General features: G+C 39.4%; 16 protein-coding genes. 14 read left to right on the forward strand and 2 right to left on the reverse strand.

The genetic code is table 11. The annotated features are described in order from the left end of the window. Window positions 1–111: 111 nt before the first annotated feature. From B5D30_RS12005 to B5D30_RS12015, 3 genes are read left to right on the forward strand one after another with little or no spacing between them, the layout of a single operon-like run. Complete coding sequence (locus tag B5D30_RS12005; protein ID WP_078808314.1) at window positions 112–996, forward strand: carbohydrate ABC transporter permease; 885 nt, start codon at window positions 112–114, stop codon at window positions 994–996. A gap of 1 nt (window position 997) precedes the next feature. Next, on the forward strand, window positions 998–1,873 hold the full coding sequence (locus B5D30_RS12010) for a carbohydrate ABC transporter permease (protein ID WP_078808315.1): 876 nt from the start codon (window positions 998–1,000) through the stop codon (window positions 1,871–1,873). Between the two features lie 41 nt (window positions 1,874–1,914). Next, the gene (locus tag B5D30_RS12015) at window positions 1,915–2,595 is read left to right on the forward strand and encodes a hypothetical protein (RefSeq protein WP_078808316.1); all 681 of its coding nucleotides are present in this window, start codon (window positions 1,915–1,917) and stop codon (window positions 2,593–2,595) included. 50 nt (window positions 2,596–2,645) lie between these two features. Here B5D30_RS12015 and rnjA read toward each other — a convergent pair whose 3' ends face one another. Together rnjA and B5D30_RS12025 are read right to left on the reverse strand one after the other, a co-directional pair. Next, window positions 2,646–4,322, reverse strand: a complete 1,677-nt coding sequence (rnjA, locus tag B5D30_RS12020; RefSeq protein WP_078808317.1) for a ribonuclease J1 — start codon at window positions 4,320–4,322, stop codon at window positions 2,646–2,648. 1 nt (window position 4,323) lies between these two features. Beyond that, window positions 4,324–4,536 carry a DNA-directed RNA polymerase subunit epsilon gene (locus B5D30_RS12025; protein ID WP_078808318.1) on the reverse strand — a complete coding sequence of 71 codons (213 nt, stop codon included), beginning with the start codon at window positions 4,534–4,536 and terminating at the stop codon, window positions 4,324–4,326. A gap of 175 nt (window positions 4,537–4,711) precedes the next feature. On the opposite strand from B5D30_RS12025, the gene B5D30_RS12030 reads away from it, so the two are divergent. From B5D30_RS12030 to B5D30_RS12075, 11 genes are all read left to right on the forward strand, one after another. Then, on the forward strand, window positions 4,712–6,463 hold the full coding sequence (locus B5D30_RS12030) for an ABC transporter ATP-binding protein (protein WP_078808319.1): 1,752 nt from the start codon (window positions 4,712–4,714) through the stop codon (window positions 6,461–6,463). A gap of 46 nt (window positions 6,464–6,509) precedes the next feature. Next, window positions 6,510–8,207, forward strand: coding sequence for an ABC transporter ATP-binding protein (locus tag B5D30_RS12035; protein WP_078808329.1), 1,698 nt, complete (start codon window positions 6,510–6,512; stop codon window positions 8,205–8,207). Between the two features lie 350 nt (window positions 8,208–8,557). Then, complete coding sequence (gene atpB, locus B5D30_RS12040; protein WP_078808320.1) at window positions 8,558–9,304, forward strand: F0F1 ATP synthase subunit A; 747 nt, start codon at window positions 8,558–8,560, stop codon at window positions 9,302–9,304. Window positions 9,305–9,381: 77 nt separating this feature from the next. Beyond that, window positions 9,382–9,606: an ATP synthase F0 subunit C gene (gene atpE, locus B5D30_RS12045; protein ID WP_078808321.1), complete on the forward strand. Its 225-nt coding sequence runs from the start codon at window positions 9,382–9,384 to the stop codon at window positions 9,604–9,606. A 48-nt stretch (window positions 9,607–9,654) separates the two neighbouring features. Continuing rightward, window positions 9,655–10,140 carry a F0F1 ATP synthase subunit B gene (gene atpF / locus B5D30_RS12050; protein WP_078808322.1) on the forward strand — a complete coding sequence of 162 codons (486 nt, stop codon included), beginning with the start codon at window positions 9,655–9,657 and terminating at the stop codon, window positions 10,138–10,140. A 1-nt stretch (window position 10,141) separates the two neighbouring features. After that, complete coding sequence (atpH, locus tag B5D30_RS12055; protein WP_159443323.1) at window positions 10,142–10,687, forward strand: ATP synthase F1 subunit delta; 546 nt, start codon at window positions 10,142–10,144, stop codon at window positions 10,685–10,687. Window positions 10,688–10,902: 215 nt separating this feature from the next. Then, entirely contained in the window at window positions 10,903–11,034 is a 132-nt protein-coding gene (locus B5D30_RS14390) for a hypothetical protein (RefSeq protein WP_268802126.1), read from the forward strand. After that, window positions 11,001–12,545 (forward strand): F0F1 ATP synthase subunit alpha, encoded by a 1,545-nt coding sequence (gene atpA, locus B5D30_RS12060; RefSeq protein WP_078808324.1) that lies wholly within the window; start codon window positions 11,001–11,003, stop codon window positions 12,543–12,545. Before B5D30_RS14390 ends, atpA begins: the two co-directional genes overlap by 34 nt. Before the next feature lie 85 nt (window positions 12,546–12,630). After that, window positions 12,631–13,521 carry a F0F1 ATP synthase subunit gamma gene (locus B5D30_RS12065; protein WP_078808325.1) on the forward strand — a complete coding sequence of 297 codons (891 nt, stop codon included), beginning with the start codon at window positions 12,631–12,633 and terminating at the stop codon, window positions 13,519–13,521. Window positions 13,522–13,625: 104 nt separating this feature from the next. Beyond that, the gene (atpD, locus tag B5D30_RS12070) at window positions 13,626–15,032 is read left to right on the forward strand and encodes a F0F1 ATP synthase subunit beta (RefSeq protein WP_078808326.1); all 1,407 of its coding nucleotides are present in this window, start codon (window positions 13,626–13,628) and stop codon (window positions 15,030–15,032) included. Window positions 15,033–15,050: 18 nt separating this feature from the next. Next, a complete protein-coding gene (locus B5D30_RS12075; protein WP_078808327.1) occupies window positions 15,051–15,473 on the forward strand; it encodes a F0F1 ATP synthase subunit epsilon in 423 nt (140 codons plus the stop codon). The last annotated feature ends 583 nt before the right edge of the window (window positions 15,474–16,056 follow it).

The raw sequence follows: 16,056 nt of genomic DNA on the forward strand, positions 1-16,056 counted from the left end.
TGCAACAGCGAACACTGTCGTTCATTTACTAGAAACGTAAGTTTCTAGCGACATTGTGAGCAGTTGCCAGACTTCAGCTCCTCGTAGCTAGACAAAGGAGGAACGCAAACAATGAAAGGCAAAAAGATAGGATTTGTCTACATCACACCATGGCTAATTGGTTTTGCAGTTTTAACGATTTGGCCGATTGTTTCGTCATTTTACTATGCCATGACGGACTACTCACTTGCAAGAGTGGGGCAGACACCAGAATTTTTAGGGATAGAAAATTATATAAAACTATTTAATGACCCAAGTTTCATAGACTCGCTGAAAGCAACGTTTATTTATACGATTTTCACCGTGCCTTTGCAGTTAGGTTTTGCTTTATTTGTGGCATTTATTCTAAATTTCAAGTTAAAAGCAATTAATTTCTATCGTACTGCTTATTATATCCCTTCGATTTTGGGAGGAAATATTGCAGTTGGTGTGCTTTGGCGTTCTATGTTTCAGCCGCAAGGATTGGTAAATACTTTTTTAGGAACATTTGGTATTCAGCCAATTGAATGGCTCTCTACTCCGACAGGAGCGATGATTGTCTTGATAATACTAAAAGTTTGGCAATTTGGTTCTTCTATGTTGATTTTCCTTGCTGCGTTAAAGGAAATTCCAAAAGATTTATACGAGTCAGCAAGTCTTGACGGAGCAAGCAAACTTACGCAGTTTTTGAAAATAACAGTACCGTTGATTACACCGACAGTCTTTTTCAATCTGATTATGCAGTTAAATAACGCATTCCAAGAGTTCAATGGTCCATATATTGTAACAGGGAAAGGACCGCTTAACTCGACGTATCTTGCTTCAATGTTTATTTATGACAAAGCGTTTAAAGAATTTGATATGGGATATGCGAGTGCAGCAAGTTGGGTATTGTTTGCGATTATTGTAGGAGTAACTGCTATTCTCTTTGCCAGCCAAAGAAAATGGGTCTATTATTCTGATGGAGGAGGAAAATAAAATGGAAAACACAGCAAGCATATCGGAAAAAAAGAGACTTCAAAAGCAAATGTGGCAATCCGCTTTTCGCTATGTAGTTTTGACGGTTGTAGCATTTATCATGCTCTACCCAATTTTTTGGCTAATCGGAGCATCATTTAAAGAAAACAACGAAATTTTCACCTCCATAGGCTTTATTCCAAAACGAATTGATTTTCAAGCCTACATTGACGGTTGGAATACAAAAGGGGATTATACTTTTACTCTGTATTTTATTAATACATTTAAGTATGTTTTGCCAAAAATTCTCTTTACGCTTGTCTCTGCGACGGTTACAGCTTACGGCTTTGCTAGATTTGATTTTCCGTTTAAGAAAATTCTTTTCTCGCTATTAATGGCAACCATGTTCTTGCCACAAGTGGTAACACGGATTCCATTATATTTATTCTGGAAAGATTTGGGAATGTTAGATACATACATTCCACTCCTTGCCAATTCGTTTTTCGGACAAGAACCATTCTTCGTTTTCATGATGATTCAATTTCTTCGTTCGATACCAAGAGATTTGGATGAGGCAGCAACCGTGGACGGTTGTAGCTCGTTTGGGATTTTATGGCGGATTTTAGTGCCAGCACTTAAACCAGCATTGATTAGTTGCGTGATTTTCCAATTTGTTTGGACGTTTAGCGACTTTTTAGGTCCGCTCATCTATATCACCTCGCAAGACAAATATCCAGTATCTCTTGCTTTGAAATTAAACGTTGACCCGTCAACCAATACGCCATGGAATCAAGTATTTGCCATGAGTCTAATTTCGTTACTTCCAGCGATTATTCTCTTCTTCAGTGCTCAAAAATACTTTGTAGAAGGTGTAACATCTTCTGGTATTAAAGGTTGATTTAGTAGAGAGTGACCTAGACTTAGAAATGAAGGATAAAAATGTTTGATAAAAATTTTGATTTTCTCACAGAGTGGACGGTTTCGACCGTTTCGCACATTTACAAACTATTAGTACAAAATTTATACTTTGTGCTTAGTAACGCATTGTTTTTCGTTTTCTTGATTTTCTTTCGATTTACGTTGAACAATCTTTTATTTTTTGCGGTGCCAATTTTACTATTGCTTGCAAGTTTCTCAGCACAGTTTTGTTATTTAAATCAAGAGACGCAAATTCATTCTATCAAGCAATATTTTAAAATGTACGCCAAAGTGTTCAAAAATAGTTGGAGCATTTTCCTTTTTTACACGGGAATGATTTTGTTTGTTGTATTAGATGTGAAAATACTATTTCTCGCCAATATAAATTTCATGCTCTATCCATTAGTCATCACAGGCTGTTTTTTACTAAGTAGTATGCTCTACGTTCTCTTGATTTCCTCAGACAATCGAGCAAGTTCGTTAACTCTTAGAAAAAAACTCACATGGTCGATTATGATTAGCTACCGCTTACCAATCGTAACGTTAATGAACATCTGCTTCGTTCTCCTTACTTTGTTTTGTATGCAAAATTTCTCGCTCGCATACATTTGTTTCTTAGGAGGCATGATGAATTATTACATTTGGAAAAACTTGACCCGTAGGTTTTCGATTGAATTGTTTTTTGAGCAGGTGAGTCAATAAAAAAACTCGCAAGAATTAAGGTGAAATCTAATTCTTGCGAGTTATTTATTCTACTCCTCAGGCGACAAAACCATAGAAATCACCATTGGGCTGCGTTCGGTTTGTTCAAAGAGGTAAGGTTTGATCGCTTCGCTCATTGCCTCACGTAAGGTAAATTCGCTCACGTCGTCTTCTTTTAGTGCCTCAACTAAAGAATGGAAGAGGACTTTTTGTCCTTGGGCAATCATTTCTCCGCTTTCTCGCATATAGACAAAACCACGAGAGAGTAAATCTGGTCCTGCTAGGACTTGTTTGTTTTTCATATCGACAGTTGCGACACAAAGCACTAAGCCTTCTTCAGAAAGTAAATGTCTGTCACGCAAGACTGCATTTCCAATATCTCCAATGCCAGAACCGTCCACATAGACGTCACTCGCATTGAAATGCCCTGCCAATCTTGCACTTTCACCTGTCATGGCAAGAACGTCACCATTTTCTAGGATAAAGCAATTTTCCTTTGGCACGCCGACATCTTGAGCAAGCGTTGCGTGGATTTTTTGCATACGATATTCACCGTGAACAGGCATGAAATACTTAGGCATCATCAAACGGAGCATGAGTTTTTGTTCTTCTTGTCCGCCGTGTCCTGAAGTATGGATGTTATTGATTTTTCCGTGAATCACGTGAGCACCAGCTTCGGAGAGTAAGTTAATCAAGTGGTTTACACTCATTGTATTTCCTGGAATTGGGCTACTTGAGAAAATCACAGTATCTCCCGGATTAATTGAAATGGAGCGATGTGTACCGTTGGCAATGCGACTAAGTGCAGCCATTGGTTCACCTTGCGAACCAGTGCAAAGAATCATTGTTTTACTTGCAGGAAGGGAATTGATGTCGCTAGGGTCAACAAATGTACCGTCAGGCACATCAATATAGCCCAATTCCTGTCCGTTGACAATCGCTTTTTCCATAGAACGACCAAATACGCAAATTTTTCGCCCTGTTTTGACAGCCGCCTCTGCTGCCTGTTGCAAACGGAAAACGTTAGAGGCGAAAGAGGCGAAAATAATGCGACCTTCGATCTTTTCAAAAATCCTCATAATACTTGAGCCGATTACTTTTTCCGATTTAGTAAAGGTTGGAATTTCGGCATTTGTCGAATCACTCAACAAACACAAAACACCTTCCTCGCCAATTTTTGCCATTTTGTGCAAATCAGCAGGCTCGCCTACGGGTGTAAAGTCAAACTTGAAATCTCCCGTACACACAATCGCACCGGGTGGTGTTTTAATCACGATTCCCAAAGGATTCGGGATAGAGTGAGTGGTGCGGAAAAATGAAATACTTGTTTTTCTAAAGCGAATCGTGCTATCTTCATTGATTTCGTGCAATTCGGCATCACGCAAAAGTCCATGCTCATCTAGCTTGTTGCGAATCAAAGCAAGTGAGAGAGGTCCAGCGTAAATAGGAATGTTTGCCTGTTTTAAAAGGAAAGGAATCCCGCCAATATGATCTTCGTGACCATGCGTGATAATCAACCCTTTCACTTTATTGATGTTTTGAACAATATAGCTATAATCTGGAATTACATAGTCAATCCCTAGTAAATCGTCCTCTGGAAACTTAATTCCCGCATCTACAATGATAATTTCATCTTGAAATTGTACACCATAGGTATTTTTCCCGATTTCGCCCAAACCACCAATCGCAAAGACTGCTACTTCATTATTTTTTATATTTACTTTCATATTAGAACTCCACTAATGTAAAGTCGGCATTTTCTTTCTCATACTCTAAATGATTGTCAACAAGTTCTTGAATCAATTCAATATTGTATGGAGTGTTTTCCTCTACTCGACTTCTTGCGTCTACAACATTTTCTGCCTCGATATAAAGAGATTTCGTCTGCTCACGTTTTGGGTTTCTCTCTTTCGTCTCTTGGTAATATACTTTAAAAATCATTTTGTAAAAATCTCCTTTTCGTTTTTCTTCTGCATACAAAGACACAGAAAGAACAATTTTATTATCTTTATAATAGCACAAAAAAGATAAAAAAGTGAAAAAGTCGTGCTGAATGCGTTATTATGTTATATTATTCTTGATGTGAGTATGCGTATATAGGTTGGAGGAAACACAAATGAAATTTATTTTTAAATACTTATGGAAATACAAAGGTTTGCTTTGTTTTGATTTTTTAATGGTTTTTGGCTTTGTGATTGCTGAAATGGGCTTGCCGATTTTACTGGCGGAGATTATCAACAAAGGGTTGCCGAATAAAGATTATCCGCTCATTCAAAAGCAAGTGCTATTTATGGTGGCGATTATTTTGATTGCTTTTACTATGACGATTTTGCTGAATTATTTTGTCTCTAAGCTCTCTACGATGATTGTGCGAGATATTCGCAATGATTTATTTGAACATCTGGAAACATTTAGTCATAAAGAATATGAGCAAATCGGTGTGGCGAGCTTGATTACCCGTGTGACCAATGATGCGTTTCAAATTTACCAATTTGTCAGCCAGATTTTGCGACTTGGATTTATTACGCCGATTATGTTTAGTGTCAGTATCGTGATGATTTTAAATACTGCTCCAACACTTTCCATTTATGTTTGGTGTGCGTTGCCGATTATGATTTTGTCTATGGTACTTCTAGCGAAATTTTCCGAGCCAATGAGTCAAGCACAGCAGGAAAATTTGGATAAGATGAATGAAATGATGCGTGAAAATCTTTCAGGTTTTCGAGTGATTCGTGCGTTTGTGCGAGAGCATTTTGTTGCCAAACGTTTTGAGAAAGTAAATGTCGCTTATCAAAAAAGTACCAAAGCCTTGTTCAAACTTCTTGCAGCAGCAGACCCTGCTTTTAGTTTGCTCTTTAACATTGTTATGGCGTTTGTTTTGTGGAATGGAGCAATGCAAATTGCAGGTGGCACGCTTGAACTCGGGAGTTTGCTTGCGTTTTTCGATTTTATTTTTCATATGCTCTTTAGTTTTATGCTCTTGGCGATGGTGTTTATGATGTATCCACGTGCAAATGTATCAGCCAAACGGATACAAGAGGCACTTTCTATTCAAAGTGTGTTAGTAGATGTGGAAAACTCTGTGGAAAACGATGTGGAAACTTGTGAAAAACCTGTGGAAATCGTTTTTGACAACGTGAGTTTTTCCTATTCTGACGCGGAAGAACACCAACATCATTTGCACGAAATTTTTTTCACAGCTAAAAAAGGAGAAGTCACTGCTTTTGTTGGAAGTACGGGAAGTGGCAAGTCAACGTTGATTCAACTGATTCCACGATTTTATGATGTGAGTCAAGGAAGTATATTGATAAGCGGACGTGACGTGCGTGAGTTTCCGCTTGTGCGTTTGCGTGAAAAAATCGGCTATATTCCGCAGAAAGCACAACTTTATTCTGGAACGATTCGAGAAAATCTATTGTTTGGAAAAGAAAATGCTACCGAAGAAGAATTGATTAGAGCCTTGAAATTGTCCGATGCGTACCGTTTTGTTTCTGAAAAAGAACAGGGACTGGACAGTGTCGTTTCAGAAGGAGGTGCCAACTTTTCAGGTGGGCAAAAACAACGTTTGGCAATCGCTCGTGCGTTGGTTCGTCAGCCAGAAATTTATATTTTTGATGACAGTTTTTCCGCACTAGATGCCAAAACAGATGCGAAAATCCGAAAAAATTTGAAAGCAGCAACGAAAGAGGCGGTAACGCTCATTGTCGCTCAACGCATAAGCTCGATTATGGATGCGGATAAGATTATCGTGTTAAACAATGGAAAAATCGAAGCGATAGGCACGCATCACGAGTTGCTAAAAATTTCTCAAACTTACCGAGAAATTGCCGAAAGTCAATTAACAAAGGAGGAATTAGAACGTGGATAACAAACAAATTCGCAAACGTATTTTTTCCTACCTAGCACCGTATAAAATGAAATTTATCTTGGTGGTAACGCTCGTCATTATTGGAGTTGCCTTGCAAGTGGCGGGAACGTATTTGAACGGATTGCCAACAAGTCGCATTGCCAAAAATTTGAGTAATCACGAGCCAATAGATTTTGATTATATCAAGACGATAGTGATTTTAATGGTTGTCTTTGTCGTATTTTATTTCTTGGCAAAATTTTTCGCAGGGTATTTACTGACAGAAATTGTCCAAAGTGCCATGTTTACCATGCGAAAAGAAATCCAAGAAAAACTCAATCGTCTGCCTGTTTCTTATTTTGACAAACAAAAACAAGGAGATGTTTTAAGTCGTATTACAAATGACGTTGACACGCTAAGCAATGCTTTGCAGCAAAGTTTTATCAGCTTTGTCAATGCGATTTTGATGATTGCCATGAGTGCAGTGATGATGCTCTACATTCATGCGATGATGGGAATTATTGCACTTTTGAGCATTCCAGCAAGTTTGCTGTTGGCAAAATTTCTCATCAAAAAATCTCAGCCGTCTTTTAACGCACAGCAAAAAACGCTTGCTGAGATGAATGCTTACGTGCAAGAAAATTTGACAGGTTTTAGTGTGTTGAAACTTTACGGACGAGAAAAAGAAGTCGTAAAAGGGTTTAAGGAAATCAATGATAGACTGACAACTGTTGGTTTTCGTGCAAATTTCCTTTCAGGTTTGATGAATACTTTCGCAAACTTTTTGACTTATTACTTTGTCTATATTTTCACAGTTGTTTTAGGTGTGCAATTTATTTTTGCAGGAACGCTTTTAGTCGGGCAACTTCAGAGTTTCCTTTACTATATTTACAGCGTAAGTACACCAATTGGGCAAATGACACAGTTAACTGCAGTTTTGCAAAGTGCATTTGCAGCAAGTGGGCGTTTATTTGAGTTTTTAGATGAACAAGAAGAAGTTGCAGAAACACTTTTTACGCCACTAGAAGTAGTGCGAGGAGAAATCGAATTTGAGGACGTTTCATTCCGTTATAAAGCGGATGTGCCGTTGATTGAACATTTGAATTTGAAAGTGCCAGCAGGGAGCATGGTAGCAATTGTCGGTCCTACGGGTGCAGGGAAAACAACAATGATCAATTTGCTAGAACGATTTTATGACGTGACAGACGGCAGTTTAAAATTGGACGGTATTGATGTGCGAAATATCTCAAGAAGTCATTTGCGTCAACAATTCGGTATGGTGTTGCAAGATTCTTGGCTTTATGAGGATACAATTCGTGAAAATATTCGCTTTGGGAAACTTGTTGCCACAGATGAAGAAGTGGAAAACGCAGGTCGACTTGCCAATGTAGACGCCTTTATCCAACAATTGCCACAAGGATATGACACGCTCATCAATGCCGAGGCGAACAATCTTTCTATCGGGCAAAAGCAACTGTTGACGATTGCTCGTGCAATTTTAAGCGACCCGAAAATTTTGATACTTGACGAGGCGACAAGTTCAGTAGACACACGCATGGAAAAACTCATTCAAGAGGCGATGAACACGCTCTTGCACGAACGCACGAGTTTTGTCATTGCACACAGACTTTCTACGATTCGCAATGCTGATATGATTGTCGTCATGAACCACGGAAAAATCGTTGAGCAAGGCAAACATGAAGAATTACTTGCGAAAAATGGTTTTTACGCAGAACTCTACCATTCTCAATTTGTGGAAGAGTAACAGAACAGCTGAAAAAATATATTGAGAAAAATTAAATAGCCACAACCCTACAACGAAAGGTATGAAAAAAAGATGAAAACCTTTTCGTTGTAGGTGTTTTGCTTTTCCAAAAAAGAAAAAATTTGATACACTTTTCATAGTAGGACTGATGAAAGAAAAAATTTAGGAAAAACCCTAATTTATTTTTGATATTTTTATTTGTTAGTGCTATGATATGCTTTGTTTAAATCGGTGTGACCCAAATATGAGCCACGCGTGAAATCTGTTTTGTAAATAAAAATTGCACTTTTTGAGTTTTTATTCACATGAAAACAGGTTTTCCATCTTTATCATGAAAAGAGGTGAAAATTGTGGGTACGGAAAGTCATTTGATCTTCTCTTTAGGCCCTGTCAAAATTGACGGGACGGTTATGATGATGACCTTGCTTACAGTTGCGATTGTATTTGGATTGGTGTACTGGGCAAGCCGAAATCTTCAAATGAGACCCAAAGGAAAGCAAAACGCTCTGGAATGGGTGGTAGACTTTGTTGGCGGTATAGGACGAGACAACTTGCCAGCAGAGGATGCAAAAAAATTTCACTTGCTTAGCTTTACATTCTTTTCCTTCCTTTTAATTGCGAACAATTTAGGTTTGGTGACCAAAATAATGATTGGAAAAGAAAATAGCGAGCTTTCACTTTGGAAAAGTCCAACGGCAGATGCAGTCGTAACCATGACAATGGCACTTATGGTAATGTTGCTGACCAACTACATGGGGGTAAATAAATTTGGTTTGAAAGGTTATCTAACCAATAGTTTTACAAAACCAATGGCAGCACTCGCACCAATGAAAGTGCTAGAGGAATTTACGAGCTTACTAACGCTTGGACTTCGACTTTACGGGAATATTTATGCAGGCGAATTGCTATTAGGCTTAATTGCAAGTTTTGTGACAAGCAATGGCTATAAAAGTTTCGCTTTGCTACCAGTAGCGATTCCGCTTGAAATGCTTTGGATTGGATTTTCAATCTTCATTTCATGTATTCAGGCATTCATCTTTGTTACGTTGATGAATGTGTATCTCAGTCACAAAATTACAAACGCAGACGAGCATTGACATGCTTAACTGACAGCAAAAAAACGGAATAATAAAGTAGAGCAATTCTCTACTAAATAATTTGGAGGAATTTACTCATGGAAAATTTAGCTTTAATCGGTGCAGGTTTAGCAGCATTAGGTGCAGGTATTGGTGGTGCAATCGGAAATGGGATTCTAATCGGTCGCACGATTGAAAGTATTAGCCGTCAGCCAGAAATGAAAGGTCAACTGACGACAACAATGTTTATCGGAGTTGCCTTGGTTGAAGCGATGCCAATTATCGCAATCGTTCTCGGTTTCATGCTTTTAGCCAAAGCATAAAAGAAGAAAATGAACAGCGAGATTTCTCGCTATTGAAAGGACACAGACATGGACGCATCTTTATTTTTAGGAAATGCTTTAGTTGTCAGCGGGTCACTTCTTTTACTTCTTCTTTTATTGAAAAAATACGCATGGAAAGACATTCAGGCGATTCTTGAAAAACGTGCGAAAAAGATTTCAGATGATATTGATGAGGCAGAGCGTGCCAAAGACAAAGCACGCAAACTTGCCAAAATGCGTGATGACCAACTAAGAAATTCACGTCAAGAAGCAAGCAATATCATTCAAAACGCAAAAGATTCTGCTGCACAAAGTCGTCAAAATATGATTGCTGACGCAGAAGAAGAAGTAGCTCGCAAAAAACAACAAGCACAAAATGACATTGAACAAGCAAAGGCTGAGGCACTTGCAAGTGTCAAAGGCGATGTAGCAGATTTATCCTTACAAATTGCCACAAAAATTTTGAATAAAGAGCTCACACCAGAAGGACATCAAGATTTAATTGACTCCTTTGTAGGAAAGCTAGGTGAGTAGCGTGAAACTAAATAAAAATTCAATCGCACTACGCTATGGAAAAGCAATTTTTGAACTTGCCGAGGAAGACGAGTTGCTAAATGAAGTGCAAGAAGACTTTCTCGCACTCAAACAAATCTTTGAAGAAAACGAAACGCTTGGAGAAGCATTGAGCGACATTCGTTTAACTTACAAGCAAAAACAAACGATTTTTCAAGAGCTAAAAAAAGATGCACATCCGCTCACTCAAAATTTTCTTTCAGTTGTCTTTGAATCAAATTTAATGTTTGCAATGCCACTTATTTTAGAAAACTTTTTTACTCGTTATAATAAGGAAAAAGGCATTGTTACAGGTGTTGTGACAAGTGCAGTTCCACTTAGTGCCGCACAAAAAGCACAAATTACAGTAGGACTAGCGAAAAGATTAAAAATCGGTCGAGTTACGTTAACCGAAAAAATAGATGAAACAATCGTTGGTGGCGTGATTGTAGAGGCAAACGGACAAATTATCGACGGAAGTATCCGCACGCAACTAATGAAACTGAAAAATTTATTGAAACAAGTATAAAATTTTTCAAAGGAGAGCAACCCCCTTCGTTCTCAGGAAAAAATATTTTGTATTAAATGAAAAGCGAGCGGGGCGTTCTGAAGACTGCAACAGTGAACACTGTCGTTTATTTATTCGCAACGAAGTTGCGAACGACATTGTGAACAGTTGCCAGTCTTCAGCCCCTCACAGCTAGACAAAGAAAAGCGGAGAGGGGCGTTAAGGAGGTGGTCGTAGTGAGCCATGTCGTTTACTTGCTCGAAACGCAGTTTCGAGCGACATTGCGAACAGCGACCCACCTCCTGCCCCTCACAGCTAGACAAGGAGAAGTTAAATGGCAATCAAAGCTAGTGAAATCAGTGCCTTGATTAAGCAACAAATAGAAAATTACCAACAAGACCTCTCCGTTGAAGAAGTAGGAACGGTCACTTATGTCGGTGACGGTATCGCTCGTGCTCACGGTTTGGAAAACGCCATGAGTGGCGAGTTGCTCGAATTTGACAACGGAAGTTTTGGTATGGCACAAAACTTAGAAACAAATGACGTGGGGATTATCATTCTTGGCGATTTTGAAAGTATTCGTGAGGGAGATAAGGTAAAACGCACGGGTCGCATTATGGAAGTGCCAGTAGGCGAAGAATTAATTGGTCGTGTGGTAGACCCACTTGGTCAACCAGTAGACGGAAATGGTCCAATCAAAACAACAAAAACACGTCCAGTGGAAACACCAGCACCTGGTGTTATGCAACGTAAATCCGTTTTTGAACCATTACAAACAGGGCTAAAAGCCATTGACGCTCTCGTGCCAATTGGACGTGGTCAACGTGAATTGGTAATTGGTGACAGAAAAACAGGAAAAACGAGCATTGCTATTGATACAATCTTGAACCAAAAAGGACAAGATATGATTTGTATCTATGTAGCGATTGGGCAAAAAGAGTCTACCGTTCGTACACAAGTGGAAACACTTCGTCGCTACGGAGCGTTAGATTATACAATCGTGGTAACAGCGAGTGCATCACAGCCAGCACCACTGCTATTTATCGCACCATACGCAGGCGCTGCAATGGGTGAAGAATTTATGTATAACGGCAAACACGTGTTGGTAGTCTATGACGATTTATCCAAACAAGCGGTAGCATATCGTGAACTTTCTCTCTTGCTCCGTCGTCCTCCGGGTCGTGAGGCATATCCGGGAGATGTTTTCTATCTACATTCACGCTTGCTAGAACGTGCAGCGAAATTATCTGATGAACTTGGTGGAGGTTCGATGACTGCTTTGCCATTTATTGAAACGCAAGCAGGAGATATTTCAGCATATATTGCAACCAACGTAATTTCGATTACTGACGGGCAAATTTTCTTGGAAAATGATTTGTTCTACTCAGGTATTCGCCCAGCCGTTGATGCAGGTTCCTCTGTATCTCGTGTAGGGGGTTCTGCTCAAATCAAAGCGATGAAAAAAGTAGCAGGAACACTTCGTGTAGACTTAGCAAGTTACCGTGAATTAGAGGCATTTACACAATTTGGTAGCGATTTGGATGCTGCGACACAGGCAAAACTCAATCGTGGTCGCCGTACAGTTGAAATTTTAAAACAAAGATTGCACGCACCACTTTCCGTTGAAAAACAAGTTGTCATTCTTTATGCACTGACACACGGATTCTTGGACTCCGTGCCAATCAATGCCGTGCTTGATTATGAAGAAGGGTTGTTCCAATTCTTAGATGCGAAACACCCAGAAATCTTCGAGACTATTCGCCAGACGGAAGACTTGCCAAGTGAAGAAGAAATGGATGCTGCAATTAGCGAATTTAGCGATTCTACAAGTTTTGTAGGTGAAAAAACAACAGCTGAAAACAAAGCACAAAACGCTTAATCTATTATTGCCCCAAAGAATGGGTGCAATTATCTTGCCGATGTGCAAGATAAAGGATCTGCTAAACAAATAAAGGAGGCACAACATGGGTGCTAGTTTAAACGAGATTAAAACTCGAATTGCCTCTACAAAAAAAACAAGTCAAATTACAGGTGCTATGCAAATGGTTTCGGCAGCAAAACTGACAAAATCAGAAACCGCATCTCGTGAATTTCAAAACTATGCGACCAAAGTACGTGAAATCTTGACGCATATGGTGGCAAGCGAAATTTCCTCAGAAGTTTCAAATGGAAAAGGTGTTTTCGCTATGCTTAACAAACGACCGGTGAAAAAAACAGGCTACATTGTCATTACAAGTGACAAAGGACTTGTCGGTGGATACAATTCTAATGTACTCAAACAAACACTCGGCATGATTGCACAAGACCATGAACACAAAGATGAATATGCCATTTTTGCTATTGGAAGTGTCGGAAGTGATTTCTTTCGTGCAAGAGGAATGGATATTGCTTATGAGTTGCGTGGACTTGCCGACCAACCAAGTTTTGATGAAGTGCGAAAAATCGTTTCTACCGCCGTTCAAATGTATCAAGATGAAGTCTTTGACGCACTCTATGTGTGTTACAACCACCATATCAACTCGCTTACACATCAATATCGTGTGGAAAAAATGCTCCCAATTTCTGATTTGGACCCAAGCGAAGTAGAAAATCTCCAACAATCCTACTTGCTTGAGCCGAGCAAAGAAGAAATATTAGAAGCACTGCTCCCACAATATGCAGAGTCGTTGATTTATGGAGCGATTATTGACGCCAAAACAGCCGAACACGCCTCAGGCATGACAGCGATGAAAACAGCGACCGATAACGCTTCAAACATCATCAATGATCTGACCATTCAGTATAATCGAGCAAGACAAGGTGCAATTACACAAGAAATTACAGAGATTGTAGCAGGAGCTGCTGCATTAGAATAAGAAACACTAAAAATGTTATTCGATAGTGTTGCCAACCAGTTTTCGTTTGGCAAAACGAACTTGAAAATAAAGTGTTGACTTACAATTTGACAGGAGGAAATTTAATGAGTTCAGGAAAAATTGTCCAAGTCATTGGTCCCGTTGTAGACGTGGAATTTGCCTTAGACGGACAACTGCCAGACATTAACAATGCCTTGGTCGTATATAAAAATGATGAATCAAAACAAAAAGTCGTCCTTGAGGTTGCTCTTGAGCTAGGTGACGGTGTTATCCGTACGATTGCAATGGAGTCAACAGACGGTTTGCAACGTGGAATGGAAGTCATTGACACAGGAAAAGCAATTTCTGTGCCAGTAGGAGAACAAACGCTTGGACGTGTATTCAACGTGCTTGGTGAGCCGATTGATTTAGGTGAACCATTTGGCGAAGATGCAGAACGTGACGGTATTCACAAAAAAGCACCGAGCTTTGATGAACTTTCTACAAGTAATGAAATTTTAGAAACAGGAATCAAAGTAATCGATTTACTTGCTCCATATTTAAAAGGTGGAAAAATTGGTCTATTTGGTGGTGCAGGGGTAGGGAAAACCGTTCTTATCCAAGAATTAATCCACAATATCGCTCAAGAACATGGTGGGATTTCCGTATTTACTGGAGTAGGTGAACGCACACGTGAAGGAAATGACTTGTACTTTGAAATGAAAGAGTCAGGTGTTATCAACAAAACTGCTATGGTGTTTGGGCAAATGAATGAGCCACCGGGTGCTCGTATGCGTGTAGCGTTGACAGGACTTACGATTGCGGAATATTTCCGTGACAAACAAGGACAAGACGTATTGCTCTTTATCGACAATATTTTCCGTTTCACACAAGCAGGATCAGAAGTTTCTGCTTTGCTTGGACGTATGCCGTCAGCCGTGGGGTATCAGCCAACGCTTGCCACAGAAATGGGGCAATTACAAGAGCGTATTACCAGTACAAAAAAAGGTTCTGTTACAAGTATTCAAGCGATTTACGTGCCAGCTGATGACTATACCGATCCAGCACCAGCAACAGCGTTCGCCCATTTAGATGCTACAACGAACCTAGAGCGTAAATTAACGCAAATTGGTATTTACCCAGCAGTAGATCCTCTTGCCTCAAGCTCTAGTGCTCTAGCACCAGAAATCGTAGGGGAAGAACATTATGAAGTGGCAACAGAAGTACAACGTGTGTTGCAACGCTACCGTGAACTTCAAGACATCATTGCGATTTTGGGAATGGACGAGTTAAGTGATGAGGAAAAAACATTGGTAGGACGTGCAAGACGTATCCAATTATTCCTATCACAAAACTTCAACGTAGCAGAAACATTTACAGGTCAACCAGGTTCTTACGTGCCAGTTGAGGAATCTGTACGTGGATTTAAAGAAATTCTTCAAGGGAAACATGACGACTTGCCAGAAGAGGCATTCCGAAGTGTAGGGCCGATCGAAGATGTTATTGCAAAAGCTGAAAAACTAGGCTTTTAATTGAAAGGAGAAATGAAAATGTCCGTACCAATGACGGTTCAAGTAGTGACTCCAGCAGGAGTGGTTTACGACCACCATGCAAATTTTGTTCTAGCAAAAACAACAGGGGGAGAAATTGGGATATTGGCTCATCATATTCCACTGATTGCCCCGCTAACCATTGATGAAATCAAGGTTCGCCGTATTGATAGTGACACCCACGTAGACTGGATTGCTGTTAATGGTGGCGTATTAGAAGTACGCAACAATTTCGTGACAATTGTAGCCGACAGTGCCGAACGCGAGCGTGACATTGACGTATCACGTGCCGAACGTGCAAAAAGACGTGCCGAACGTGAAATCGAAGAAGCGAAAGCAACAGAAAATGTCGACCAACTCAGACGTGCCGAAGTTGCGTTGCATAGAGCGATTAATCGGATTAATGTATCAAAACATTTATAAAAGCAAAAGAATTATCCAAGCTAGTTTTCCGTTTTCTAAAGAACGAAAAACTAGCTTTTTTAGCGGAAACAAAAATTATATGAAAAAATTTTTTCTATATTTTACAATACAAAAATCCGCTTTCCAAAGAAGAATATAATAGAAATCCCGAACAAATAGTATAAGTTAAAAACAAAACATACAAAAGAACTCGAACGATGCAAGAAACGCCAACAAATCCCCTCGAAAAAAATTCTAGTAAATTCCTTGCACTCTCCCCAAAAACATGGTAAATTATTTCTTGTCGTCAAGCGAGTAACAAACGCTTGTGAAAAAGACCTCAAAAACTTTTTTAAATTTTTTACAGAAAATCGTTGACAAACGAAAAGAAGTAGAGTAAGATATAAAAGTTGACTCGTGAAGTTAAAAAAACTTGCGAGCGAGGAAGCGAGTGAGAAAAAAACTCCCACTCAAGTACTTTTTTGTTCTTTGAAACCTAAACAAAACCAAACAAACCAAAGTGTAGGGCGTCATATAAAATATGACAAACTAGCTTTAAGCTAGCAACCAATCAATTTCGATTGACAACAAATGAGCTAAACAG

The organism is Pilibacter termitis (assembly GCF_900167335.1).
Lineage (GTDB): Bacteria > Bacillota > Bacilli > Lactobacillales > Streptococcaceae > Pilibacter > Pilibacter termitis.